This is a genomic window from Halomonas sp. DN3 (assembly GCF_024137905.1).
Lineage (GTDB): Bacteria > Pseudomonadota > Gammaproteobacteria > Pseudomonadales > Halomonadaceae > Halomonas > Halomonas litopenaei.
On record NZ_CP099965.1, the window covers coordinates 1,586,015 to 1,611,640 of the forward strand.

Consider the following 25,626-nt stretch of genomic DNA (forward strand, 5'->3'; position numbering starts at 1 on the left):
CCCCAATCTGTACAAAAGTGGTACACAACTTTCACGTCACGTGCAGAGAAGGGCTTCTGCCACAGACGTCTGTTGCGTACCGCCGGCCCCCAGGGATGCCCGTGGTGGCGGGGGCCATGACGTTCGCCATGTCGATGAGCCGAAGGAGTGGATCCATGTCTACACAGCAACCCCCTCAGCAACAGCATCGTCAGCCCGGCAGCGAGTCGGCCATGCAGCCCGAGCCGGAGGTGATCCGGGACAGCTACCGTGGCAGTGGCAAGCTGGACGGCAAGGTGGCGCTGATCAGCGGCGGCGACAGCGGTATCGGTCGCTCCGTGGCGGTGCACTATGCCCGTGAGGGCGCGCACTGCGCCATCGTGCATCTGGAAGAAGATCAGGATGCCGAGACCACCCGCCAGATGGTCGAGAAGGAAGGCGGTGAGTGCCTGGTGCTCAAGGGGGATGTCGGTGATGCCGACTTCTGTCGTCAGGCCGTGGCCAGCACCATCGAGCGCTTTGGACGGCTCAATATCCTGGTCAACAACGCCGCCGAACAGTATGACTGGTCCGATATTACCGAGGTGGATGAGACGCAGCTGGAGCGGACCTTCCGCACCAATGTCTACAGCCACTTCTATCTGTCCAAGGCGGCGGTGCCCCACCTCGAGGCCGGCGATACCATCATTGCTACCTCCTCGATCAATGCCTTCAAGGGCAATGACACCCTGCTCGACTACACCGCAACCAAGGGGGCGGTGCAGGCACTGGTACGTTCGCTGGCGGCGACCCTGATGGATCGCGAGATTCGCGTCAACGCAGTGGCCCCGGGGCCGGTATGGACGCCGTTGATCCCGGCGAGCTTCGACGAACAAAAGGTCGCCGAGTTCGGTGGTCAGGTGCCGATGAATCGGGCAGGCCAACCCAGTGAGATGGGGCCCGCCTATGTCTATCTGGCCAGCGAAGAGTCGTCCTACATGAGTGGCCAGACGCTGCACCTCAATGGCGGCGTGGTGCTCAATACCTGAGATGCCGCAGCTGGTTACGCGACTCGCCTCTCCAGCGGCAGCGATGAAAGGCGGGATCGAAATGACAGGCGAGCCGTCACGGGCCGGCTCGCCTGTTGACCGTCTGGGCGACGTTACTGGTTGAGTTCCTGCTCGGTGAACAGGTCGGCGAACAGCGCCGAGCTCAAATAGCGCTCAGCGCTGTCTGGCAGTACCACCACGATATTCTTGCCGGCGAACTCGGGCAGCTTGCTGACACGCACCGCAGCCTCGACCGCTGCCCCGCAGGAAATGCCGCAGAGGATGCCTTCCTCACGCATCAGTCGATGGGCCATGGCCATGGCGTCCTCGTTGGTGACCGTCTCGACGCGATCGACCAGATCCATGTCCAGATTGTCCGGCACGAAGCCGGCACCGATGCCCTGGATCTTGTGGGGAGCGGGCTTGAGTTCCTTGCCTTCCCTGGCCTGGGTCAGGATGGGGGAGTCGGTGGGCTCCACCGCCACTGTGGTGATCGCCTTGCCCTGGGTCTTCTTGATGTAGCGCGAGACCCCGGTCAGGGTGCCCCCGGTGCCGACGCCGGCTACGAAGACATCGACCTCGCCGTCGGTATCGTTCCAGATCTCGGGGCCGGTGGTGGTCTCGTGAATGCGCGGGTTGGCCGGGTTGGAGAACTGCTGGGGCAGGAAGTAGGTCGACGGATCGGACTTGGCCATCTCTTCGGCCTTGGCGATGGCGCCGGGCATGCCCTTGGCCGGTTCGGTCAGCACCAGTTCGGCGCCCAGGGCCTTCAGTACCTTGCGCCGCTCCAGGCTCATGGAGGCCGGCATGGTCAGGGTCAGCGGGTAGCCCTTGGCGGCGGCAACGAAGGCGAGGGCGATGCCGGTATTGCCGCTGGTGGGTTCGATGATGGTCATGCCCGGCTTGAGCACGCCGCGTTCCTCGGCATCCCAGATCATGGCCGCACCGATCCGGCACTTGACGCTGTAGGCCGGATTGCGCCCCTCGATCTTGGCCCAGATCGTGGCGCCTTCATTGACCCGGTTCAGCCGCACCAGCGGGGTGTTGCCGATTGCCTGGGCATTGTCGTCGTGGATGCGAGCCATGTCTGACCTCCGTTGCAGGGCCCCGGGTAGCCAGTACAGGCGAGTCGACCAGGGGCAAATGATGGATGCGAAAGAAATCTATCGAGCGTCCACTATGCCTCAGGTTGACGCCCGCCACGAGAGAGCGAGGGCTCGCTTACCGCCAAGGGAATTAAAGCGGCTGGCGAAACAGCACGCGCCCGCATCAAGCGGGCGCGTGATCGGCATGGTGAACGCCGTCGCCGTTCAGGACCCAAGGTCGGATCTCCCGACGAGCAGCGCTGAAAAGGGCAGAACCTCCTACTGCTGGTCCCACGCAACGAAGGCGTCGACCACCTCCTGTGGACGCTCCAGCGGATAGAAGTGGCTGGCGTCCAGATATTCCCAGGTGGCGTGGGGCATGATGCGGGCCAGTGCCACGCCGGAGACGTAGGGCGGCTGGAAGGGGTCATGCACGCCCCACAGCAGCATCGCAGGCTTGTTCCACATCACCATCTGCGGTGAGGCCTCAAGGGTAAGGCGGTTATCCATGGCCTTGAGGTACTCGATGAAATGGTTGCGGGTCGACTCGTTCTCGGCATAGTTGCCGTAGAGGTCCTCGAGGATCTCGTCGGTCAGGGTCTCCTCCGGCTGCATGAGACCTGCCGAGGCGAAGTTCTTGACGATCTCGCGGACGTTGTCGGCACTGAAGATCTGGCTGGCCTCGGCGGACTTGGCCTTGGCGATGGCGGCGTTGGCCTCAGGGACCGGCCACATGTCGAGCACGGCGGAGTTGCCGATCACGATCTTGCGGACCTGGTTCTGCTCCTTGAGCTCGGAATCGGTCACCATGATCTGGGCGATGCCGCCTCCCAGGTCGTGGCCGAACAGGATGTAGGGGCCGGGCATCACCTGATTGGCGAAGTCGGTCATGATTTCGGCCTGGCCCTTGAGCGAGTGGTCGGCATCCATGGGGCCGTCAGTGTAGCTGAGCCCGAGTTGGCCGGGCGCGAAGACGTGATAGCCCTGTTCCGCCAGCAGCGGGCCCACCCGGGAGAACAGCACGCTGTTGAGCGGAATGCCATGGATCAGCATGACCGCCGGGTCACCAGGCTCGCCCCACTCGCGATAGGCGACGCGAAAGTCTCCTACATCAGCAAACTGACGGCCGGGCATCTCGTCGGCAAAGGCCGCAAGTGGTGTGACGGCAAGCGGTGTGATGGCAAGGGCGAGCGACAGGGCAAGGGCGTTGATCGTGCGGATGGGCATGGCGGCTCCTGGGACGGTTATCGATAGCACTGGCGCCGATGAGCACGGTCGTGATGGCGGTGGCGCAGGCACGAGTGTCAACGGCGGTGCTGACATGGGAGACGGTGGCCGGCCGAGGGCCGAGGCCAGTCGCTTCAAAGGCACTTCATACTCTAGATCAGCGTTACCCGATAAGAAGCCCCCCTGGATTGTCCAAGCATGTTTGAGCATAACGTGATGAAAGCTCGAGTCTGTGCCTTCTCTCCGAGGCCTGTGCCTCTTAACCATGGTCGGGGCTAAAAGAGCACAAGATCGAGCACCTACCTCGAAAGGTGAGTGCCATCTTCGAATTCAAACGCGCTAGCGTGGTAACCGAATCCATGAAATAGGGAGCTTGGCCGTTGAACCATCAAGGGACTGAAAGGTGCGTGCTGGTGACAGGGGCGTCGTCAGGGATCGGCGAGGCGATCGTCACCGCGCTGCTCGAGCAGGGGTTTATCGTCTACGCAGGCGCTCGGCGGGTCGAGCGCATGAGCCACCTGGCTGACAAGGGCGCCCGGGTGCTGGCGCTGGATATCACCGACGCCGACAGCATTGCCGCGGTGCTGACACGTATCGAGCGCGACGGCGTCGAGCTCGATGGGTTGGTCAACAACGCAGGCTACGGCAGCTATGGCGTGCTGGAGGAAGTCCCGATCGAGGAGGCCAGGCGTCAGTTCGAGGTCAACGTGTTCGGGCTGATGGCGTTGACTCGGGAGGTCTTGCCCGGCATGCGACGTCGACGGCGCGGTCGCATCGTCAATATTGGCTCCATGGCCGGCCGTATCTGGTTTCCGGTGGGTGGCTGGTACCACGCCACCAAGTACGCGTTGGAAGCGCTGAGTGATGCCCTGAGGGTCGAGACGCGCCCCTTTGGCCTGTCCGTCAGCCTGATCCAGCCCGGGGTGATTCGCAGCGAATGGGCGGCGATTGCCCGCAAGCCCTTGTGCGAGAACCCTCCCGAGGCGCCCTATGCGCGGATCAAGCGCGGCATGGCCGAGATCCTCGCCGATCACTCCCGGGCCGGCACCCCCGAGATGATCGCCGAGGCGGTGGTCCATGCCCTGACCGCCAGTCGCCCGCGTCGACGCTACGCGCGGCCTCGGGACGCCAGGATATTGATCTTCCTGCACTGGCTTTTACCCACCTGGGCGTGGGAGAGAGGCGTCAGGTGGTTGCTGGCACGCTATGCCCGCAAAGCGAGTGACGACAACGGCGGCGGTGCTAGTGTCGACGGAGACGAGGCCGGCCCTGACAGCGGCCCGGAAAACAGCAACGAAAGCGGTAATCCACGCGACGGCGAAAAGCGGGGTGAGGCGGAAAGCTGAGCCGACGCCGGTCAGAACAACGTGGAAAGCATCAAGGGAAGCATCGAGGGAAGCTACAAGGGAAACCACGAAGGAAACGACAAGGGCCCGCCATGCTCAGGCGGGCCCTTGTGATTGCCATGCCGGTTACAGGCGGCTGGCGGGGCGCAGGTCGTAGTCGAAGTACTGCTCCATCAGGCGCTGGAAGGTGCCGTCGGCGTAGACCTCGTTGAGAGCCTGGTTGAAGGTCTCGGCCAGGGCTTCATCGCGGGGGCGCACGGCGATGGCGTTGCCGCGCCCGAAGATCGATTCTGGCGAATTGATACGCTCGCCGACCTGGGTGAAGTCGCCGTCCTCGGCCTTGATATCCAGCGCCTCGATAGCCACCGGGTAGTTGATGAAGGCCAGGTCCAGGCGATCGCTTTCCATGTCGAGGGCGACCTCGTCGGCGGTGGCGTAGCGGCGGATATCGAGGGTGTCGCGATAGCGCCCGGTGATGTAGGTGTCCTGGGTGGTACCACGCTGGACGCCGACGGTCATGCCCTCGAGGCTTGCCAGGTCTTCCGGGTCGACGGCTTCGCCGCGACGGGCCACCCAGACCTTGGGCGACATGGCGTAGGGCTCGCTGAAGCGAACCTGGCGTTCACGCGCTTCGGTGATGCGCATTGACGACAGGATGGCGTCGTACTTGCGTGCCAGCAGGCCGGGGATGATGCCATCCCAGCCCTGGACGATCCACTCGCAGTCCAGTTCGGCGCGTTTGCACAACTCGTTGCCCAGATCGATCTCGAAGCCCGCGAGTTCGCCGTTGGCGTCGCGGTATTCGAACGGTGGATAAGGCACATCGACGGCGATACGCACCTGGCGAGCCTCGTCGGCGAAGGCGGCGGGCATCGTCAGCATCGTCGCGCAGGCGATGGCCAGGGGGGACAGCAGACGCTGGGAGAAAGAGCGCATGGGGTACCTTGTCGTCAGGGAAGAAGGGGGAGGGGTTATCGTTATGTCGAGGGTCCGTCAGGTGTGCCAGCGGTTAGCCCAGGAGCCTCGACTCTCAGCCCAGCAGCAGGGCGCCGTAGCCGAGCCCGAAGCACACCACCAGGGCCGGGTGTACGCGGGTCTTGAGCAGCAGCAGTGCTGCCACAGCGGCGATGATCAGGGTGTGCACCAGGCCCGAGGTCGCCATGCCCTCCTTGAGGAAGCTGACGGTCAGGTAGGCCATCAGCACCATGACGACAGGACGGACCCACTGACTCATGGACTTGACCTTGATCGAGTCACGGTAGCGATAGAGGGTGCCCAGGGCCGCCAGCATCAGCAGCAGCGAGGGTCCGACGGTGGCCAGTACCGCCACCATGGCACCGCCGGCGCCGGCTACTTCATAGCCGATGTAGCCGGCCATCTTGGTGGCGATGGGGCTCGGCAGGGCATTGCCCAGCGCCAGCGTCTCGGCGAAGCCCTGATGGGTCATCCAGCCGTAGGTGCCGACCACCTCGTTCTCGATCAGCGGAATGATCGCGGGCCCACCGCCGTAGCCGACGATATTGGGGATGAAAAAGGCCAGAAACAGCTGCCAGTAGATCATCACAAGCGACCTCCTTCAGGGGCGTTGCGGGGCTTCTCGGGCCTGAGCAGAGCGGCGATCAGGATGGCGCCGATGATCAGCCCAGGGTGTACGCCAAGACCATAGATCAGGCCACCGGCGGCCACTCCCATGACCAGGGTGGCGACCACGCCGAGCCCGGCCCGGGACTTCAGGAAGAAATCGAAGGTCAACTGGGCCATCATCACCATCACCACCGGCACCACGCCCAGCCCCATGCCCTGCACCCAGCGTTGGTCGCCGTAGCGACTGTAAAGGCCGAGCAGCGCGATCATGGCGAAGATTACCGGCACGATCACCGCCACCACCGCATTGATGGCGCCGAACACCCCGCCGACCCGATAGCCGATGTAGCCGGCCATCTTGGTGGCGATGGGCCCCGGCAGGGTATTGCCGATGGCCAGGACATCGGCGAAGGCGTCGTCGTCCATCCAGGCGTGGCGCTTGACCACCTCCTGGTGGACCAGCGGAATCATCGACGGACCGCCGCCGAAGCCGAAGATGCCGATGCGAAAGAAGGCGGCAAATAGCGAAGCTTGTACGCTCATGGGTCAGAGCACCGCGATGGTGGCGTCGGTGCGGGGCTCGGTGCCGCCACAGTAGATGCCGGTCTCGGGGTCACGCAGGATCACCTGGCCACGGCCGTAGCTGCGGCTGTCGGTATCTACCTGCATGCGATGACCACGTGCGGCCATGGCACGTACCAGCGGTGCCGGATAGCCGTGCTCGATACCGATGGTGCGACCGCCCATCCACTGCCAGCGCGGTGCGTCCAGCGCCGATTGGGGGTTGAGGCCGAAGTCGACCAGGTTCATCACCACCTGGACGTGGCCCTGGGGCTGCATGAACCCGCCCATCACGCCGAAGGGCCCCAGCGCCTTGCCGTTTCGGGTCAGGAAGCCCGGGATGATGGTGTGGAAGGTCTTCTTGCCGGGCTTGAGCACATTGTCGTGGCTCTCGTCGAGGCTGAAGTCGTGACCGCGGTTCTGCAGAGCGATGCCGGTTCCCGGCACCACGATGCCGGAGCCGAAGCCGTGATAGTTGCTCTGGATGAAGGACACCATGTTGCCGTCCGCGTCGGCGGTGGCCAGATAGACGGTGCCACCGGCCCTGGGCTTGCCCGGCTGCGGGTCGATGGCCGCGTCCTGGATCAGCTCGCGACGGGCCTCGGTGTAGGCGTCGGACAACAGCTCCTCGACCGTGTAGGTCATGGCCTGTGGCTCGCTGATATGGGTCTTGCCGTCGGTGTAGGCGAGCTTCATCGCCTCGAGCTGACGATGCAGCAGTTCCGGGTCGTCGCGGTGGGACGCCGGATAGCCATCGAGCAGGCGCAGCGCCATCAGCGCCACCAGGCCCTGGCCATTGGGCGGGATCTCCCAGACGTCGACGTCGCGGTAGCGGGCCGAGATCGGGGTGACCCACTCGGGCTGATAGGCCGCCAGGTCGTCCTTGCGCAGATAGCCGCCGGTGCGACGCGAGAAGGCGTCGATGGCCTCGGCCAGCTCGCCCCGGTAGAAGCTCTCCGCCTGACTCTCGGCGATGGCCTCCAGGGTCCTGGCCTGGTCTTCATTGCGAAACCACTCACCGGCGTCGGGAGCGCGGCCATCGAAGGTAAAGGTGTCGAACCAGGGGTGGGTGGCTTCGCCTTCGAGATGCTTGTGGAAGGTCGCGGTGTCGCGCTGCCACAGGCTGGCGATGACCGGTGACACCGGAAAACCGTCGCGGGCCAGGCGAATGGCGGGTTCGAGCAGGGTCTTGAAATCCAGCTTGCCGAAGCGGCGCGACAGTTCGGCCCAGGCCGATGGCGTGCCGGGCACCGTCACCGGGGTCCAGCCGTAGAGCGGGACCTTGTCGTGGCCGGCCTCGACCAGCGCTTCCCGGTTCAGCGCCTGGGGCGCCACGCCGCTGGCGTTGAGCCCGTGCAGTTCGCCGTTGCCCTGATCATCGTTGGCGATCCACACCAGCGCGAAGGCATCGCCGCCGATGCCGCAGCCGGTGGGCTCGACCACCGTCAGCGCGGCGGCGGTGGCGATGGCGGCGTCCACCGCGTTGCCGCCGCGGGCGAGCATATCGCGGCCGATCTGCGCGGCCTGGGGCTGGGACGCCGCCACCATGCCATCGCGAGAATAGGTCGGGCTGCGCCGGGACGGGTAGGGCGTGGCATCGGGGTAGGGAGTGGACAGGGAGCTGGGGTTCGCGCGCTGGGAAGACATGGCGTCTCTCTTCAAGGTGGCTGACTCGAGGTCGCTGATCCAAGCTGGATCGGGTCAATCGTTATTGGTGTTAAAAATCGATTTTATGACCCGACTATGCCGCGCCCTCGAAAGGCCGTCAATCCCCTGAAGAGCGATCCAACGGTTCGGGGCCCGGCAAGGCGGGCCCCGAGAATGATGGCGGGTTTGATGTTCATCGTGGCCGCGATCCAGCGGCGGCGCAGGCCCTGGCGGAATATCAGGCCCCGGAGGCGGAGCCGGCCGGCTGGCGCTCGTCGCTGCCATGACCCAGGGTCAGGCCGGTGAGTACATAGAGCAACGAGAAGGCGATGGCGCCGTAACAAAGGATGGCGTAGACGAAGAAGTCGGCGGTAGCGACCCCCAGAGTGGCGGCGGTGAAGGCTCCGGTGACGCCCCAGGGCACCAGCGGCGACAGGGTTGTGCCGGTGTCCTCGAGGATACGTGACAGGTTCCTGGTCGGGCTGCCACTGCTGGCGACCAGCGGGCGCAGCAGCGGGCCAAGCAGCGAGAAGGTCACGTAGTAGCTGCCGGTCAGCAGAAAGGCCAGGCTATGCAGCGCCATGGAGCCACCGAGCACCTGGCGCCGTCCGGCGTGGCGTCGGGCCAGGTAGGCGATGGCGGCGTCCAGGGTGCCGGCACTCTTGAACGGGGCCCCCAATACGGCGGCGGCGATCAGCACCGCCACGGTGGACATCATGCCCTGCAGGCCACCCCGGGACAGCATCTTGTCGACCATGGCGACCCCGGTATCGGCGACGAAGCCTGCGTTCATGGCGGAACCGATCTCAGAAAGGCTCGCGCCCTGGAGCACCACCGCGATCAGCGCCGCGCTAACGATGCCGAGCATGAAGGCGGGCATCACCGGCTTCTTGGCCAGGATGCAGCCGAACACCACCAGGGGCGGCAACAGGGTCAGCAGATTGTCGCTGAAGGTGGCGGCCAGGGTGTCGATGATCGCCTGGGTCTGGGTCGACATGCCGTCACCGGCGAGCGTCGCCCCGGAGGCGGCGACGTCGCTGCCGAGCCAGGCGTAGACCACCAGGGCGATCAGGTAGGCCGGCAGGGTCGAATACAGCATATGGCGGATGTGGGTGATGATATTGACCTCGCATACCGCCGAGGCCATCACCGTGGTATCCGACAGCGGCGACAGCTTGTCGCCGAAGAAGGTGCCGGTGACGATGGCACCGGCGGCGTAGGCCGGGGGAATGCCGAGTCCCAGCGCGACCCCCATCAGTGCCACGCCGATGGTGCTGAGGGTGCCCCAGGAGGTCCCGGCCATGACCGACATCAGCGAGCATGACAGGCAGGCCACGACCAGAAAGAGCCCCGGCGTCAGCGACTCGAGGCCCAGGGTGACCATGGCAGGAATGGTGCCGGAAAGCATCCATACCCCCACCATCATGCCGACGCTCATCAGGATCAGAATGGGCACCAGCATGGCCTGGATGCCCTTGAGCAGATCACTTTCAAGGCGGGACCAGGCGATATCCCAGGCCAGGCATAGCGTCATGGCGATGGCGCCGGCAACGATCAGCGCCACCGCGGTGGGAATGCCAAGACCCATGATGCCGACCAGCAGGCTGCCGATGGCGGCGATGAGCAGAATCAGATGGCGAGGGCCAGACAGCGAGACAGCGGGCGCTGTCGAAGGGGAAGCGTCTTGGGACATGGGCGTGTTCCGTTGCTGTTGTTGTGGTGAAGGGGACAGGCTCCGCCCTGTTGGGTCAGGGCTTTCTGTGTCGGGGCATTCTGTGCCAGGGCCTGTTTTGTCAGAGATATCGACCCTTGTGGAAGAAATATCTCGATCGTTGTAAGAAATATCGTCTACTGTATTTAATATCGATATTTTGGAAAAACTATGGCCCAGCGCTTGGCGAACGTCAATTGCCGACGTACTCTGCAAGCCTGTTATTTGCGAGTGTTGTCATGATCAATTCCCAACCAGCCGAGGTGGCGGCGAGCGGCGAAACGGCGGCGAGCCAGGTGTTCAGTGCGCTGAAGCAGGACCTGATCCGTGGGCGTTTCGCGGCGGGGGAGAAGCTCGCCATCAGCGCGCTGAAAGAGCGCTACGAGGTGGGGCTGAGCCCGCTGCGTGAGGCGCTCAACCGGTTGGCCGCCTACGGCCTGCTGGAGCAGCACAATCAGCGCGGCTTCCGGGTGCCGCCGCTGTCGGCGGAAGAACTCGAGGATATCTCTCGGCTACGTATGCAGCTGGAGTGCATGGCGCTGACCCAGGCCTTCCAGGAGGGTGACGCCGAGTGGGAGTCGCAGTTGCTGGCCGCCAGCCATCGTCTGTCGCGGGCCAACAAGGCCCAGGGCGAGATCGAACAGTGGGAGCAGGCCCACCAGCGTTTTCACCGCACCCTGTTGGCGCCCTGTGGTTCGCACTGGCTGTTACGCTTCATCGAGCAGTTGCACGATCAGTTCGATCGCTATCGCCGGCTGGCCCCGGGCAACCCGGAGATTCGTGACCGCCTCGATGCCCAGCACGGCGAGCTGGTCGAGCTGGCGCTGGACCGGCGTATCCACGATGCCCGCTACCTTCTCGAAGATCATATCCGTCAGTCCTGGGAGGTCGCCAAGGGCGCCTGCGAGCAAGGCTGACATCTTGCTGACGGTCTGGCCTGTCGGCTGCTGGAAGACGCGCTGGAAGAGGCGCTGGAGGACGCGCTGGAAGAGTCTAGTGGCGCGTCAGTTCCCGGAGGTCGCCAGGGGCGCCTGCCAGGGGCGCCTGCGATGGATGTCATAGCCTAGCGATTGGAAGGATGCAGTTCGAGGTAGCGATTCTTGGAGGGCAGCAGGTGCTGACGGCACAGCTCGCGCAGTGCGTGGCGGTCCTGCTGCCGGATCGCCTCGATCATCGCCTGATGCTCGTGGCGCGCCCGGGACAGGCTGTGGCTGTCGGCGATGGCGATAAAACGAATGCCGTGGGCCTTCTGGGCGAACTCGTTGATGGTCTCGTAGAGGTAGGGATTGCCGGTCGCCGCGAACAGGGTGCGGTGAAAGGCGATATTGAGGTGGAATACCCGTCGCAGATCATGGGCGTCCACGGCAGCACTGTAGCGCTGGTGGATGTCCTCGAGCTTGTTCAGCCACTGCTCCGGCGCCGGCAGGGGGAGGGCGTCGACGCCGGCGAGTTCGAGAATCTCACGCATGGCGTAGAGCTGCTCGACCTCTTCGGGCGTATAGGCCTTGACGAAGGCGCCGCGGTTCCTGATGCGTTCGACCAGGCCGATGCTCTCGAGCTGGAACAGCGCCTGGCGCACCACATGGCGCTTGCAGTCGAAGCGCTCGATCAGGTCTTCCTCGACCAGCCGCTCCCTGGGGTGCAGGCGCCCCAGCACGATGTCCTCCTCGACACTGCCGACAATGTCCTCCGCCACGCTGGTGGCGCTGGGACGACGGGTGCTGTTGGTAGGGTCCTGCACGCTGACCTGGCTCATCTCGCATCCTCTGCGATCACGATGGTGAAGCGGCGACGAGACGGTCCCGTCGCCGACTCCAGTCTATCAATAGCGCTCACCGCCTTCATCGGCCTGAATGACTTTCCTCACTCCTGGGTCGGTACACGACAGTGGGGCTCGGGACGGCATACCTTGAAGTCACAGCCCTGGTCGGCCTGCAGGATCTGTTCCATGAACAGCCGACGATAGCCAAGCATCGGTGGCTGCTCACGCGCCGGGGCCGTGGTTTCCTGGCGGCGGCTCTCCAGGGTCTGCTCGTCCACCTCCAGCGAGATGCGGTTGGCGGAGACGTCGAGTTCGATGATGTCGCCGTCGCGCACCAGCCCCAGCGTTCCCCCTTCGGCGGCCTCCGGCGATACGTGCAGCACGATGGTACCGGCGGCGGTGCCGCTCATGCGTCCGTCCGAGATGCGCACCATGTCCTTGACGCCCTGGGTGGCGAGCTTCTTCGGGATCGGAATGTACCCGGCTTCGGGCATGCCCGGGGCGCCCTTGGGGCCGATGTTGGCCAACACCAGGACGTCGTCGGCGTTGACGTCCAGATCCGGATCGTCGATGCGCGTCGCCAGATCCTCCAGCGAATGAAAGACCACTGCGCGTCCGCGATGCTGCATCAGCTCCGCAGACGCCGCCGACTGCTTGATGATGGCGCCGGCCGGCGCCAGGTTGCCGCGCAGCACCGCCATCCCCCCTTGGGCGTAGACGGGGTTGGAGCGTGGGCGCACCACCGGCTGCTCGACCAGATGCACCGCCGCGTCGATGTTCTCGCCCAGGGTGCGACCATTGATCGTCATGGTGTCCAGATGCAGCAGAGGCTTCAGCTCCCGCAGCAGCGTCGGCAGGCCGCCGGCGCGATGCAGATCCTCCATATAGCCCTCGCCGGAGGGCTTGAGGTCTACCAGCACCGGCGTCTCGCGGCTCATGCGATCGAAGGCGTCCAGGTCGATGTCGATGCCCAGACGACCGGCGATGGCGGTCAGGTGGATCAGACCGTTGGTCGACCCACCCAGTGACAGCAGCACCCGCAGGGCATTTTCGAAGGCCTTGGGGGTCAGGATCTGGGAGGGCGTGACCCCGTCACGAGCCAGCCGCACCGCCTCGGTCCCGGACTGCTCGGCGATGCGCTGGCGGTCGGCGTAGACCGCCGGTGCGGTGGCGCTGTTGGGCAGCATGATGCCCAGGGTCTCGGCCAGGCAGGCCATGGTGCTGGCGGTGCCCATCACCGAACAGGTACCCACGGTCGGCACCAGCTTGTCGTTCACCTCGCTGATCTCGGCGTCGTCGATGTCCTGGCCGCGGTAGGCCGCCCAGTAGCGACGGCAGTCGGTGCAGGCGCCGACTCGGGTGCCGCGATGGGAACCCGACAGCATGGGTCCGGTGACCAGCTGGACGGTGGGTATATCGGCGCTGGCCGCCGCCATCAGCTGGGCCGGCACCGTCTTGTCGCAGCCGCCGATCACCACCACAGCGTCCATCGGCTGGGCGCGGATCATCTCCTCGGTGTCCAGCGCCATCAGGTTTCTCAGGTACATGCTGGTCGGGTGGGCGAAGGACTCATGCAGCGTGATGGTGGGGAACTCCACCGGCAGCCCGCCGGCCAGCATCACCCCTCGCTTCACGCTCTCGACCAGCCCCGGCACGTTGCCGTGACAGGCGTTGTAGCCGCTGTAGGTATTGGCGATGCCGATAACCGGCCGTGACAGCGCATCGTCGGTGTAACCCATGCCCTTGATGAACGCCTTGCGCAGAAACAGCGAAAAGTCGGCGTCACCGTAGTTGGTCAGGCGGTTGGACATGCCCCGGGTGACGTTGTTGTGGTTGTTGTCTGAGTCCTGGCTCATCGATCGGTCCTCGTATCTTTAGCGCTGGCGCCGAACAGCCCCTTGGTGGGAGGGCGTTGCGGCGTGGTTCGCTAGCTAGGTTAGGACGAGAAAAGATGGTTAACAAGATTATTGACAATTTTGTTGGCGACCGACTACGTTGAAACTGGCAGTCACGACGTGCCCGGCGCCTTCGCCCCGACCCAGCGCCCGACAACAGCGCCTGACCAGGGGCGCAATGACCGCGCCCGTCGCACGTTCCAGTGCAAGACAACGATAAAGACAACGACAACCGCACAAGAGGTGCAGCCATGAAACACCGTGGAGCTTACGCCGCCATCCTTCTGTCGACCCTGCTTCTGCCCGGCGCCGCCATGGCGGAGTATTCCGCCGGCGACGAGATCAAGGTGCTGCAGGGATTCAAGGCCGGTGGGGGCAGTGACGCCCTGGCCCAGCTGACCCAGCCGTTCCTGCGCGAGTCGCTGGGGGTGGATTTCGTCAACGAGTACCTGCCGGGGGCCACCGGTGCCATCGCCTGGACGCGCCTGGCCAAGCAGACCGAGGCCGACGGCACCACCATCAGCATCACCAATACGCCGATGCTGATGACCAACTACATCATGAACGACACCATCACCTACTCGGTGGACGAGCTGACCCCGATCGCCAATGTGGTGACCGACCCGGGCATCATCGTGGTCCCGGCGGAGAGCCCCTACGAGACGGTGGAGGAATTCCTGGCCGCCGCCGAAGAGAACCCGGGCACCATCACCGTGGGCAATTCCGGCGTGGGTGGTGACGACTTCTTCTCCACCATCCTGATCGAGCAGGCCTCGGGCATCAGCTTCCAGAAGGTGCCGTTCCAGGGTGACGGGCCTTCGGCCACCGCCGCCATGGGCGGGCAGATCGATGCCAGTTTCAACAACCTGGGCAACGTCTACGGGCACATTCAGTCCGGCAGCCTGAGGCCGCTGGCGGTGTTTGCCCGCGAGCGTCTGTCGATGCTGCCCGACGTGCCGACGCTGAGCGAGAAGGGCATCGAGGTGGTGGCCGGTTCCTCACGCGGCTACAGCGCGCCGGCCGGCATCCCCGAGGAGGCGCGTCAGCAGTTGATCGACGCCTTCGAGGCACTCAAGACCAACGAGGAGTTCAAGAAGGTCGCCGAGGAGCGGGCCATGAACCTCGATATCCAGACCGGCGACGACTATCGCCAGATGATCGAGGACATGGAAGGCCAGTTCGAGGAGATCTGGGCCAGCGTCAAGGACGAGATCAACGGTTGATCGGTGCGCTTGCCGACGGGCCTGGCCCGTCGGCAAGCGACCGAGGGAGTCATACTGATGAAACTCAGTCGCCTGCTGTTTGGTCTTTGCGCCCTGGGGGTGGCCACGCTGTTCGGGGTCACCTCGCTGGGCTATCCCGACGCCGCGGCGCGGATGCCGCTGATCTACGCGGTGGTGGTGGGACTGTTCGCCATTGCCATGATCGCTCAGGAGCTGACCGCACGATCGCGTGCGCTGGCCCAGGCCTCGGCGAGTGCCGAGCCTACCCTCGAGGGCAGTCAGCTGGCTGAGGGGGAACTTGCCGAAGGCGATGGCGCACCCGCGCCGCCCGCCAGGCCGCTCAAGGCGATGGCGGTGTTCGCGTTCGCTGCTGTCTACATCTACAGCATCTCCTGGCTCGGCTACGTGGTCGCCACGGCGGCCTTCATGGGCCTGTCACTGTGGCTGGTGCGCCATGTGTCGCTGCGCTTCAGCCTGATCGGCATCGCCGGTTTGATCACCGTGGTCTGCCTGGTGTTCATCGGCTTTCTGGGCCTGCCCGTGCCGCTGCTGCCACCGCTGTTTTAAGTCCTGTCGTGCGCTTCGCCACATCGATCGGCTTCGCTGAGGTCGTCATTGCACCCGCGCGAACCTGGAGCCTGACCCTATGAACGACTCGCTTGTGATGGTGGGGCTGAGCAACGTGCTCACCTTCACCAATATTGCGCTGATCCTCGGCGGCACCCTGCTGGGGCTGTTCGTCGGCGCCATGCCGGGGCTGTCCGCCACCATGGCGCTGGCGCTCTTGTTGCCGCTGACCTTTACCATGGACCCGGCGACCGGGCTCAGCATGCTGGCCTCGCTGTACGTCGGCGCCTCCTACGGCGGCTCCATCGCCGCCATCCTGCTGCGGACCCCGGGCACGCCCTCGGCGGCGGCCACGGTGCTCGACGGCTTTCCGCTGTCCCAGCAGGGCCAGGCGGGCAAGGCGCTGGGGGTGTCGCTGTTCGCTTCCTTCTTTGGCGGCCTGATGAGCGGTATCGCCCTGCTGACCGCCGCGCCGCTGCTGGGGGTGCTGGTGTTGAAGTTCGGCCCGGTGGAGCTGTTCGCCATCGCCGTGCTGGGCATCACCATCATCGGCTCGCTGTCCCAGGGCTCCATCGTCAGCGGGCTGTTGTCCGGCATCATGGGACTATTGCTCAGTACCGTGGGCATGGACCTGATCACCGGCACGCCGCGCATGACCTTTGGCAACATCAACCTGTTTTCCGGCATCGAATTCACGGTGGCGCTGATCGGGCTGTTCTCGATTCCCCAGGCGTTGATCCTGATCGAAAACGCCCACGACAGCGACAAGGTGGCCAGCAAGATCACCGATCGGCTGGTTCCTCGGCTGAAAGAGCTGCGCACGCTGATGCCCAACATCCTGCGCTCCGGCGGCATCGGTATCGTCACCGGCCTGATTCCCGGGACCGGCGGCGATACCGCGAGCTGGTTTGCCTACAACGAGGCCAAGCGCTTTGCCAAGGACAAGAGCCGGTTCGGCAAGGGCGACATCGCTGGCGTCGCCGCCCCCGAAGCCGCCAACAACGCGGTGGTCGGTGGTGCATTGATTCCAACCATCGCCCTCGGTATTCCCGGCAGTTCGTCCACCGCCATCCTGCTGGGGGCGCTGATGGTCCAGGGCATCCTGCCAGGCCCCAACCTGCTCACCGACTATGGCGACGTCACCTACACCCTGATCTGGGCGGTGATCTTCGCCAATGTCGGCCTGCTGGCGGTGGGGCTGATGTTCACCCGGCTGTGCGTCGGGGTGACCAAGGTGCCGGACAGCTTCGTCGCCTGCGCCATCATCACCCTGTGCGTGATCGGCGCCTTCGCCATCAACAACAGTCTGTTCGAGGTGGGGCTGATGCTCGGCTTCGGCCTGTTCGGCTACTGGATGAACAAGGCCGGCATCTCACCGGCGCCGATGGTCATCGGTCTGATCCTGGGGCCGGTGATGGAAACCAGCTTCCAGCAGTCGATGCTGATCGGCCAGAACAGCCCGATGATCTTCGTCGAAAGCCCCATCGCCATGGTGCTGCTCGGCATCGCGGTGCTGTCGATCCTCCAGGCCACGCCGGTCTTCCGCTGGCTGCGGTCCTCGTTGCGGCGCGGTGCACGCACCGGCTGATCGCGGCGCTGTCACCGCGTCGATAGCGGCGACAGCGCCTCGACCACGCCAGCAGCAACGCTAGCGACAACCACAACAATGTCTTGAAAGGAGCCCACCATGACGCGTATCAGCGACGTCCGTGCCCGCACCATCAGTGTTCCGCTGGATCATCCCACCAGCTTCTCCAATCGCCAGGTGTTCAAGCGCGACTACGCCCTGGTCGAGGTCGAAGGCGACGACGGCGTGGTCGGGATCGGCTTCTGCTACGGCGGCAACAATGCCGGTCTGCTGGTATCACAGGCGGTTCGCGAGCTGCTGAGGCCAGTACTGCTGGGGGCCGACGCCCACGCCGCTGAAGGCCTGTGGCAGGCCATGTATCAGGAGTCGCTGCTGCATGGTCGCTGCGGCTCGGTGATGCGGGCCATCAGCATTCTCGACACCGCCCTGTGGGATCGCAACGCCCGGGCGGCAGGGCTGCCTTTGTACAAGTACCTGGGGGCGAGTGATAGCGACAGCGTCCCGGCCTACGCCAGCGGCGGCTACTACCTCGACGGCAAGACGCCTGAGATGCTGGGCGAGGAAATGGCCGGCTACGTCGCGCAGGGCTTCAAGGCGGTGAAGCTGAAGGTGGGCCGCGAGGACCTGGCCGGGGAAGAGGCGCGACTGGCGGCGGTGCGCGAGGCGGTCGGCCCCCATGTGGCGGTGATGATGGATGCTAACAACGCCTGGCGCGACCTGCCTTCGGCGCTCGCGTTCATGCGCATGGCCGAAGCGTACTCGCCGTTCTGGATCGAGGAGCCGTTCAGCCCCGACGACATCGACAACCACCGCCGACTGGCCGAGCGTACCCCGGTGCCGGTCGCCACCGGCGAGATCGAGGCTGGACGCTGGCGCTTCAAGGAGCTGCTGGACAAGGAGGCGGCGATGATCCTGCAGACCGACGCCGCGGTGTGCGGCGGCATCACCGAGTTTCGCCGCATCACCGCCACGGCGGCGAGCTACGGGGTCGAGGTCTATCCCCACTGGTTCCACGACCTGCACGTGCACCTGGTGGCCTCGGCGCCCAACGCGCGCATGGTGGAGTTCTTCGCCGATGACCAGGTCCTCAACTTCCGCCGGCTGATCGACACCCAGCTTCAGTTCTCCGACGGCAACCTGCTGCTGCCGAGCGCCCCGGGCCTTGGCTTCAACTTCGACAGCGAGGCGCTGGAGCGCTACGCCAGCGAGCCCTGGTCGTGACCCGTCGTCATCGGCCGCTGGTCGGGCGGCGCTCCACCCCATTTAAGGAAATCGCATCATGACAGCCACCAACCTGGCCCATGCCGGCGACGCCTGGTCGCCGGTGATCACCCCCTTCACGTCGGATCTCGCCGTCGATACCGAACGCTTCATTGCCCACTGCCGCTGGCTCGATTCCCACGGGGTCGGACTCGCGGTGTTCGGCACCAACTCCGAGGCCAACTCGCTGACCCTTGGCGAGAAGCGCGAATTGCTCTCACAGCTGGGACAGGCGGGCATCGATCCCTCCCGGCTGATGCCGGGCACCGGCCACTGCGCCATCGACGATACGGTCGCGCTGACCCGCGACGCGGTAGACATGGGCGCGGCCGGAGTGCTGATGCTGCCGCCGTTCTACTACAAGGGCGTCAGCGACGAGGGCCTCTATCGCTACTATTCCGAGGTCATCGAGCGGGTAGGCGATGCGCGCCTGCGGCTGTATCTCTACCATATTCCGCCGGTGGCCCAGGTGCCGCTGTCGATCGAGCTGATCGCACGTCTGCGCGAGGCCTTCCCCGAGATGGTCGCGGGGATCAAGGACAGCGGTGGCGACTTCGCCAACACCCAGGCACTGATCGACGCCTTCGGCGCCGACGGCTTTGCGGTGTACGCCGGCAGCGAGCGTTTTCTGCTGGATACGCTGCGCGGCGGGGGAGCGGGCTGCATCAGTGCCACCGCCAACGTCAATCCGGCGGCCATCGCCGGGCTCGCCGCTGACTGGCAGACAGCCGAGGCCGATGAACGCCAGGCAGGGTTGAACGCCATGCGCGATCTGTTCGAGCGCTATCCGCTGATACCGGCGATGAAGGCGGCTACCGCACATTTTTCGGGACAGGCGTCCTGGGCGACGCTACGCCCGCCCTTGATTGAACTGGCGTCAGGGCGCCGCCAGGAGCTGATCGCGGCGCTGGAAGAGCGAGACTTCGCCATGCCGGGACTCAAGGAGGAACAACATGGATAAAGCACCCGCTGCCCGCGATCGTGGTAAGGCGCCTCGTATCGTCGCCCTGAGGCGGCTGGGCGAGGATGAACTCGCGGCCTTGAACGAGGTGGGCCAGGTGGACTATTTCGAGGATCTGAACGAGGGCAATCGCGAGGCCTTCGAGGCAGCGATGGCCAGCGCCCACGGTCTGATCGGCGGCAAGCTCGAACTCGATGAGGCGATGCTCGAGCGCTCGCCCAATCTCGAGGTGGTGTCGACCATCTCTGTCGGCTACGACCAACTGCCGCTCGAGGCGATGAATCGTCGGGGCATCCTGCTGTGCAATACCCCGGACGTGCTTACCGAGACCACCGCAGACACCGCCTTTGCCCTGATCATGGCGACCCAGCGGCGGCTGGTGGAGCTGTCCTGCATGGTGCGGGAAGGGCGCTGGACGTCTCATGTCGGGCCCGACCAGTTTGGTCACGACGTGCACGGCAAGACACTGGGCATCGTCGGCGCCGGGCGCATCGGCGCGGCGATCGCCAGGCGCGGCGCCCTGGGCTTCGGCATGTCGGTGCTGTACACCGCCCGGGCGCCGAAGCCTGAGCTCGAGCAAAGCCTCGGCGCTGAACACTGCACCCTGGACGAGCTGCTCGCGCGTGCCGACATCGTCTGTCTGGCGGTGCCCTACAGCGATGACACCCATCACCTGATCGACGCCGATGCCCTTGCCCGGATGAAGCCCTCCGCCGCGCTGATCAACATCGCCCGGGGCAAGGTCGTCGACGAGAAGGCGCTGATCGAGGCGCTGGAACAGGGCACCCTCCGCGCCGCCGGGCTCGACGTCTTCACCCAGGAGCCGCTGGACGCCGACTCGCCGCTCGCGCGCATGGACAACGTGGTGGTGCTGCCGCATATCGGTTCGGCCACCCACGAGACCCGTGCGGCCATGGCGCGGCGCGCGGTGGACAACCTGATCGGCGCGCTGGTCGGCGAGGGTCCGGTCAATGCCGTCAACCAGGCGTCCTGGCGAGCGGGGAGGGCATCATGAAGCGACGTCTCGAGCGCATCCTGAGTCTTGACGACTTCGAGCGGGCGGCGCGCCGCCATCTGCCGCGGCCGTTGTTTGGCTATGTCGCCAGCGTGGCCGAGGAGGGGGAGACGGCAAGGGCCGGTCGTGAGGCCTTCAATGAGGTGCACTGGCTGCCCAGGGCGCTGGTCAACGTGTCGTCGATTTCCACCGAGGTAGAGCTGCTGGGGCAGCGGTTTTCGCAGCCCTTCGGTATCGCCCCCATGGGCATCAGCGCGCTGACCGCCTACCGGGGCGACATGGTGCTGGCCGAACAGGCCCAACGTGCCGAGATCCCGATGATCGTCAGCGCCTCCTCGTTGATACCCATGGAGGAACTCGCCGAGACCACCGGCGCGGACTGGTTTCAGGCCTACCTGCCGGGCACCCTGGAGGGCATCGACGCCCTGCTTGAGCGGGTCATCCAGGCCGGCTACAAGCGTCTGGTCATCACCGTCGACTACCCGGTGCCGCCCAACCCGGAAAACCATCGTCGCTCGGGCTTTTCGAGCCCCTTGAAGCCGAGCGCGCGACTGGCCTGGGATGGACTGACACGTCCGCGCTGGCTGACCGGCACCTTCCTGCGCACCCTGCTGCGTCATGGCGTTCCCCACTTCGAGAACAACGCGGCGACGCGAGGGGTGCCGGTGCTGGCGAAGCACGCCGCCCGCGACTTCGCCGGCCGGCGTCATCTTGACTGGTCGACCCTCGAGCACGTGCGCTCGCGCTTTCCCGGCCAGCTGGTGGTCAAGGGGATCCTGCATCCCGACGACGCACGCCGGGCCTGCGAGGCGGGCGCCGACGGTCTGATCGTGTCCAACCACGGCGGTCGCCAGCTCGACGCTACGGTGGCGCCTATGACCATGCTGCCCGAGGTGGTGAAGGCGGTGGAGGGCAAGGTTCCGGTGATGATCGATGGCGGCTTTCGCCGCGGCGGCCAGGTGCTCAAGGCGCTGGCGCTGGGGGCCGACTTCGTGTTCGTCGGCCGGCCCTTCAACTATGCGGCGAGCGTCGCCGGAGGGGCGGGGGTCGCCCACGCCATTCGTCTGATGAGCGAGGAGATCGAGCGCAACATGGCGCTGCTCGGGGTAACCGCCATCGACCAGCTCGGCCCCCACCTGCTGCGCCGCAGGGAAGGTGGCACGGCGGGTGCCACGACAGCCGCCGATACGGGTGTCGGGGCAGGCGTCGAGACCGGCGACAAGGCATCCGACTGAGCCGCTCGCGCCTGATGTGCGTCAGGCCCCGTGGTAGCCCTTTTGCTCGGGCTCTTCATCGGCGTCATCGGTGGCTGCTTCGGGCAGTTCGGCCACCCACTCCATGGCCGCGCTGTGCTCCTTGTGGGAGAAGGTGCGGATCTCGATCTTCCTGACCAGCTTGTCCTCGAGATGGGCGATGTGCTTGATCCACTCCTTGTCGGTGATCACCGCGGCGCGATGGTAGTGGTCAAGCTCGCCGATCTGGGTCAGTCCATAGCCCAGGTCACGTAGCAGCGCGGTCAGGGTCATCCATCGCAGGTTATCGAGTTCCGCCACCAGGCTGACCTTGGGGCAGCGCTTCTTGGTCATTTCGATCAGATCGATGGCTTGCTGGAGTTCCTGCGCGGTCACGGTACCGCCGGCGCGGATAGCGACCACGTGTTCGGCCGGGTGGGGAATCTGCTCGAGCATCTTGAATCTCCTTGTCGGGGACGGCGGGACTCACGTCGCGATGCAGCGTGACGGGATTTTCTCAGCATAGTCGCTGTGGCATCCATGGCGGTCGATCTGCTGTGTTCGACGCCAATGCTTTGCAGTCCTGATATGTGGTCGTAAGGCCTGACGTCCTGCTGGCGACAACGACAGGTAGGCCCCGACCTTGCCTCGAACGTAGCGATAGAAGCAGGTGTGAACGCAGCAATGTCGGCGCCATGACCAGACCAGGCATCATCATGCAAAGGAGGGTGGCGAACATGCAAGCGGATGGAAATAAAGGCCAGACGGTGGGATGGGCGAGCTGGGCCCTGGCCTTCGGCCTGGTGGGGGCGCTCGGTTGGATTGCGCCGGCCCATTCACAGCAGTCCCAGGCCGCCAACACGTCCTCCGGTCAGGCAACCGTCATCGAGTTGACCCAGGTCGGCTGTCAGTTCCTGGAAAGCGAGAACGGCACCGATCACGGCATTCACCCGCAGAGCAAGGCTGACTGCGAGGCCTTCAACGACGACACCGGTGAGGCGCGGCTGGCAGAGGCCAGGGTGCTGAAAGTGCCCGCCGGAGACTATGTGTTCCGGGTCAAGAACGAGGGCGTGCCCTATAACCTTGGTTTCTGGCTGCGTGGCGACGGCCTGCTCAACCGCGCTCGGCTACCCAGCGTGTCCGGCGGTGGCCTCGGCACCGGTCAGACCGGGGATTTCGCCGTCAGCCTGGAACCCGGTGAATACGTCTACTCCTGTCCGCTGAATCCGACCCTGGACTATAAGCTGGTTGTCGAAGGCCAAGGATAAAGCGGAAGGCTTGCGCGAAAAGTGCCGGTGCTCGCCGACCTTCCGAAGAAAGCCTGAGGCTTGTCTGAAAGGTGCCTGCGATTGTCGACGGCGGGTGCGAGGCGAGGCCAGGTCAATTCTAGCCAGGCTAGACTAGACCCCGGTCAGTGCGCGCGTGCCTCAGACCCACAGGATCGCGACACCTGACGATCGCCTACGCCGCCGACGAAAAAGCTTAACCACCTTGATACCCGCTGTGTCGTTTCGACACGGCGGGTTTTTTGTATCTCCAGCATCAGAGTTTTCCCGTCTAGGCTCTCAGCAATAGCTGTCGTACGCCAAAGCGTCAGGAGGGCCAGATGGCAAAGGTCGAACCCCGCGCGCCCAAGCCGCGTATCGGAATGATCACCCTCGGTGTCCACTCGCTCGAACGGGCCATCGACTTCTATCAACAGGGACTTGGCTGGCCGCGTCTGGAGGACAGCGCCCCCAGGATCGCTTTTTTCTCCCTGCAGGGGACCTGGCTTGCCTTGTACGGCTGGCACGACCTGGCCGATGACCTGATGGTCAACGCCGGAGGCGAGGGCTTTCGCGGCGTCACCCTGGCCTACATGGCCGAGGACCCCGAAGAAGTGGACGCGGTACTGCTCCAGGCCCGGCGAGCGGGCGGCAATTTGCTCAAGCCTGGGCAGAAGGCCTTCTGGGGCGGCTATTCCGGCTACTTTGCCGACCCAGACGGGCACCTCTGGGAGGTGGCCCACAATCCCTTCTTCTGGCCTGGGCCGGGCGAACCCCAGGCCAGGTCCAGCAACGCCAGATCCAGCAGCGCCAGGTCCAGCAACGACAATTGATCTCGGTCCACGTTCTGGCGGATATCCAGGATGCTGTTTTTTCAATAAAAACAAAGCTGTTAAGCAGGGGGTAGGACGTCGAGGAGTGCCTGGTGGCTACGGGTGCTGTGCTTTCAGGAAGGGACCCTCGACGCAAGGCCGTTACCAATAACCTGCCGCAAGGGAGTCGCTCATGAGTGCAGTCATCGTGTTGGTCCTGGGGTTGGCCGCCATGGCCCTCGGGTACTTCATCTACTCGAAGTTCATCGCCGAGAAGGTGTTGAAGCTGTCCAGGGACTTCGTCACCCCCGCCCACGAGTTCGAAGATGGCGTCGACTTCGTGCCGACCAACCGCTACGTGCTGTGGGGCCACCACTTCACCTCGGTGGCTGGAGCGGCACCCATCGTCGGCCCGGCCATCGCGGTCATCTGGGGCTGGGTACCGGCCTTCCTGTGGGTCATCTTCGGCACCATCTTCTTCGCCGGGGTCCATGACGCCGGCGCGATCTGGGCCAGCGTGCGCAACAAGGCCAAGTCGGTGGGCGCGCTCACCGGGGAAGTGGTCGGCACCCGTGCCCGCAGCATCTTCATGATCGTGATCTTCCTGCTGCTGCTGATGGTCAACGCGGTCTTTGCCGTGGTCATCGCCGGCCTGATGATGAAGTTCCCCTCGGCGGTCATCCCGGTGTGGGGCGCCATCCTGGTGGCGCTGGTCATCGGTCAGTTGATCTATCGCCGGATCATCGGCCTTGGCCTGGTATCGGTGATCGGTGTGGTGGCGCTCTACGCCCTGATCGGCATCGGGCCGGCGGTGCCGATCCAGATGCCCACCGAGGTCGGCGTGCTGTCCGGTCAGGCGGTGTGGATCCTCCTGCTGTTCGGCTATGCCGCCATCGCCTCGCTGCTGCCGGTGTGGATGCTGCTGCAGCCGCGCGACTACATCAACGGCCTGCAGCTGTTCATCGGCCTGATCATCCTCTATGGCGCCCTGGCGCTGTTGAACCCGGACATCGTGGCGCCTGGCTTCAACAGCGATGTACCCGAGGGCACGCCGTCGCTGTTCCCGCTGTTGTTCGTGACCATCGCCTGCGGCGCGATTTCCGGTTTCCATGGTCTGGTGTCTTCCGGCACCACCTCCAAGCAGCTGGATCGCGAGACCGACGTGCGCTTCGTCGGCTACTTCGGCGCGGTGGGCGAGGGCATGCTGGCGCTGGGGTCGATCCTGGCGGCCACCGCTGGCTTCGCCGCCCTCGGCGACTGGCAGGCCATGTACGACGCCTTCGGCAAGGGTGGGGTCAACGCCTTCGTCGAGGGCGGTGCCTTCATCATCCACAACGGCATCGGCCTGCCCCAGGCCACCGCCGCGACCCTGCTCACGGTGATGGCGGCACTGTTCGCCGGCACCACCATGGATACCGGCCTGCGCCTGCAGCGCTACATCTTCCAGGAGTGGGGTGAGATCTACGACCAGCCGTGGATGAAGAAGCCGGCGGTGGCGACCCTGCTGGCGGTGCTGTCGTGCCTGGTGCTGGCCTTCGGTGCCGGGGCAGACGGTTCCGGTGGCCTGATCATCTGGCCGCTGTTCGGTACCACCAACCAGCTGCTGGCCGGCCTGACCCTGCTGGTGGTCACGGTGATGCTGATGCGCAACCATCGCCCGGTCTATTACACCCTGATTCCTCTGGTGTTCCTGCTGATCGTCACTGTGCTGGCGCTGCTGGCCCAGCTCAAGAGCTTCTTCGTCGCAGGCAATTACTTCCTGCTGGCGCTCGATATCGTGGTGCTGATCGCCTCGGTGCTGGTGGCGATGGAGTGCGCCTCGGCGCTCAAGCGGCTGCGTCATGAAGTGCGCGGGGAGGCGCCGTGAGCGATCACGAC

General features: G+C 65.0%; 23 protein-coding genes. 13 read left to right on the forward strand and 10 right to left on the reverse strand.

The annotated features are described in order from the left end of the window. Window positions 1-155: 155 nt before the first annotated feature. Window positions 156-1,007: an SDR family oxidoreductase gene (locus NKF27_RS07030; RefSeq protein ID WP_253555868.1), complete on the forward strand. Its 852-nt coding sequence runs from the start codon at window positions 156-158 to the stop codon at window positions 1,005-1,007. 113 nt (window positions 1,008-1,120) lie between these two features. On the opposite strand, the gene cysK is transcribed toward NKF27_RS07030, so the two are convergent. Then, window positions 1,121-2,092: a cysteine synthase A gene (gene cysK / locus NKF27_RS07035; RefSeq protein ID WP_045993341.1), complete on the reverse strand. Its 972-nt coding sequence runs from the start codon at window positions 2,090-2,092 to the stop codon at window positions 1,121-1,123. A 279-nt stretch (window positions 2,093-2,371) separates the two neighbouring features. Beyond that, on the reverse strand, window positions 2,372-3,319 hold the full coding sequence (locus NKF27_RS07040) for an alpha/beta fold hydrolase (RefSeq protein WP_045993340.1): 948 nt from the start codon (window positions 3,317-3,319) through the stop codon (window positions 2,372-2,374). Between the two features lie 380 nt (window positions 3,320-3,699). On the opposite strand from NKF27_RS07040, the gene NKF27_RS07045 reads away from it, so the two are divergent. Beyond that, window positions 3,700-4,665 (forward strand): oxidoreductase, encoded by a 966-nt coding sequence (locus NKF27_RS07045; RefSeq protein ID WP_253555869.1) that lies wholly within the window; start codon window positions 3,700-3,702, stop codon window positions 4,663-4,665. A 126-nt stretch (window positions 4,666-4,791) separates the two neighbouring features. On the opposite strand, the gene NKF27_RS07050 is transcribed toward NKF27_RS07045, so the two are convergent. The 5 genes from NKF27_RS07050 to NKF27_RS07070 form a co-directional block, all read right to left on the reverse strand. Beyond that, window positions 4,792-5,601 (reverse strand): transporter substrate-binding domain-containing protein, encoded by an 810-nt coding sequence (locus tag NKF27_RS07050; protein WP_253555870.1) that lies wholly within the window; start codon window positions 5,599-5,601, stop codon window positions 4,792-4,794. Between the two features lie 94 nt (window positions 5,602-5,695). Further along, a complete protein-coding gene (locus tag NKF27_RS07055) occupies window positions 5,696-6,226 on the reverse strand; it encodes a chromate transporter (protein ID WP_045993337.1) in 531 nt (176 codons plus the stop codon). Next, window positions 6,226-6,792 (reverse strand): chromate transporter, encoded by a 567-nt coding sequence (locus tag NKF27_RS07060; protein ID WP_253555871.1) that lies wholly within the window; start codon window positions 6,790-6,792, stop codon window positions 6,226-6,228. The genes NKF27_RS07055 and NKF27_RS07060 overlap by 1 nt, the downstream gene beginning before the upstream one ends. 3 nt (window positions 6,793-6,795) lie before the next feature. Next, window positions 6,796-8,457, reverse strand: coding sequence for a gamma-glutamyltransferase family protein (locus NKF27_RS07065; RefSeq protein ID WP_253555872.1), 1,662 nt, complete (start codon window positions 8,455-8,457; stop codon window positions 6,796-6,798). 238 nt (window positions 8,458-8,695) lie between these two features. Continuing rightward, window positions 8,696-10,150: a Na+/H+ antiporter NhaC family protein gene (locus NKF27_RS07070; RefSeq protein ID WP_253555873.1), complete on the reverse strand. Its 1,455-nt coding sequence runs from the start codon at window positions 10,148-10,150 to the stop codon at window positions 8,696-8,698. Between the two features lie 257 nt (window positions 10,151-10,407). Here NKF27_RS07070 and NKF27_RS07075 point away from each other — a divergent pair, with 257 nt between their 5' ends. After that, window positions 10,408-11,085, forward strand: a complete 678-nt coding sequence (locus tag NKF27_RS07075) for a GntR family transcriptional regulator (protein ID WP_045993333.1) — start codon at window positions 10,408-10,410, stop codon at window positions 11,083-11,085. Window positions 11,086-11,231: 146 nt separating this feature from the next. On the opposite strand, the gene NKF27_RS07080 is transcribed toward NKF27_RS07075, so the two are convergent. Together NKF27_RS07080 and NKF27_RS07085 are read right to left on the reverse strand one after the other, a co-directional pair. Then, on the reverse strand, window positions 11,232-11,924 hold the full coding sequence (locus NKF27_RS07080) for a GntR family transcriptional regulator (RefSeq protein WP_253555874.1): 693 nt from the start codon (window positions 11,922-11,924) through the stop codon (window positions 11,232-11,234). A 107-nt stretch (window positions 11,925-12,031) separates the two neighbouring features. Next, entirely contained in the window at window positions 12,032-13,786 is a 1,755-nt protein-coding gene (locus NKF27_RS07085) for an IlvD/Edd family dehydratase (protein ID WP_253555875.1), read from the reverse strand. A gap of 290 nt (window positions 13,787-14,076) precedes the next feature. Here NKF27_RS07085 and NKF27_RS07090 point away from each other — a divergent pair, with 290 nt between their 5' ends. From NKF27_RS07090 to NKF27_RS07120, 7 genes are all read left to right on the forward strand, one after another. Further along, window positions 14,077-15,048: a tripartite tricarboxylate transporter substrate binding protein gene (locus NKF27_RS07090; protein ID WP_108447593.1), complete on the forward strand. Its 972-nt coding sequence runs from the start codon at window positions 14,077-14,079 to the stop codon at window positions 15,046-15,048. A 57-nt stretch (window positions 15,049-15,105) separates the two neighbouring features. Then, window positions 15,106-15,615 (forward strand): tripartite tricarboxylate transporter TctB family protein, encoded by a 510-nt coding sequence (locus tag NKF27_RS07095; RefSeq protein ID WP_253555877.1) that lies wholly within the window; start codon window positions 15,106-15,108, stop codon window positions 15,613-15,615. Between the two features lie 79 nt (window positions 15,616-15,694). Next, a complete protein-coding gene (locus NKF27_RS07100; RefSeq protein ID WP_045993329.1) occupies window positions 15,695-17,203 on the forward strand; it encodes a tripartite tricarboxylate transporter permease in 1,509 nt (502 codons plus the stop codon). Window positions 17,204-17,302: 99 nt separating this feature from the next. Continuing rightward, window positions 17,303-18,424, forward strand: a complete 1,122-nt coding sequence (locus NKF27_RS07105) for a mandelate racemase/muconate lactonizing enzyme family protein (RefSeq protein ID WP_253555878.1) — start codon at window positions 17,303-17,305, stop codon at window positions 18,422-18,424. Window positions 18,425-18,482: 58 nt separating this feature from the next. After that, the gene (locus NKF27_RS07110) at window positions 18,483-19,424 is read left to right on the forward strand and encodes a dihydrodipicolinate synthase family protein (RefSeq protein WP_253555879.1); all 942 of its coding nucleotides are present in this window, start codon (window positions 18,483-18,485) and stop codon (window positions 19,422-19,424) included. Next, window positions 19,417-20,439 carry a D-glycerate dehydrogenase gene (locus NKF27_RS07115; protein ID WP_253555880.1) on the forward strand — a complete coding sequence of 341 codons (1,023 nt, stop codon included), beginning with the start codon at window positions 19,417-19,419 and terminating at the stop codon, window positions 20,437-20,439. Before NKF27_RS07110 ends, NKF27_RS07115 begins: the two co-directional genes overlap by 8 nt. Beyond that, on the forward strand, window positions 20,436-21,674 hold the full coding sequence (locus NKF27_RS07120; protein WP_253555881.1) for an alpha-hydroxy acid oxidase: 1,239 nt from the start codon (window positions 20,436-20,438) through the stop codon (window positions 21,672-21,674). The genes NKF27_RS07115 and NKF27_RS07120 overlap by 4 nt, the downstream gene beginning before the upstream one ends. A gap of 21 nt (window positions 21,675-21,695) precedes the next feature. On the opposite strand, the gene NKF27_RS07125 is transcribed toward NKF27_RS07120, so the two are convergent. Next, on the reverse strand, window positions 21,696-22,127 hold the full coding sequence (locus tag NKF27_RS07125) for an STAS/SEC14 domain-containing protein (protein WP_045993324.1): 432 nt from the start codon (window positions 22,125-22,127) through the stop codon (window positions 21,696-21,698). Window positions 22,128-22,408: 281 nt separating this feature from the next. On the opposite strand from NKF27_RS07125, the gene NKF27_RS07130 reads away from it, so the two are divergent. The 3 genes from NKF27_RS07130 (at window position 22,409) to NKF27_RS07140 (ending at window position 25,615) form a co-directional block, all read left to right on the forward strand. Beyond that, the gene (locus NKF27_RS07130; protein ID WP_253555882.1) at window positions 22,409-22,939 is read left to right on the forward strand and encodes a hypothetical protein; all 531 of its coding nucleotides are present in this window, start codon (window positions 22,409-22,411) and stop codon (window positions 22,937-22,939) included. Between the two features lie 338 nt (window positions 22,940-23,277). Continuing rightward, window positions 23,278-23,769 carry a VOC family protein gene (locus NKF27_RS07135; protein WP_253555883.1) on the forward strand — a complete coding sequence of 164 codons (492 nt, stop codon included), beginning with the start codon at window positions 23,278-23,280 and terminating at the stop codon, window positions 23,767-23,769. A 172-nt stretch (window positions 23,770-23,941) separates the two neighbouring features. Beyond that, a complete protein-coding gene (locus NKF27_RS07140) occupies window positions 23,942-25,615 on the forward strand; it encodes a carbon starvation protein A (RefSeq protein ID WP_253555884.1) in 1,674 nt (557 codons plus the stop codon). Window positions 25,616-25,626 lie beyond the last annotated feature (11 nt).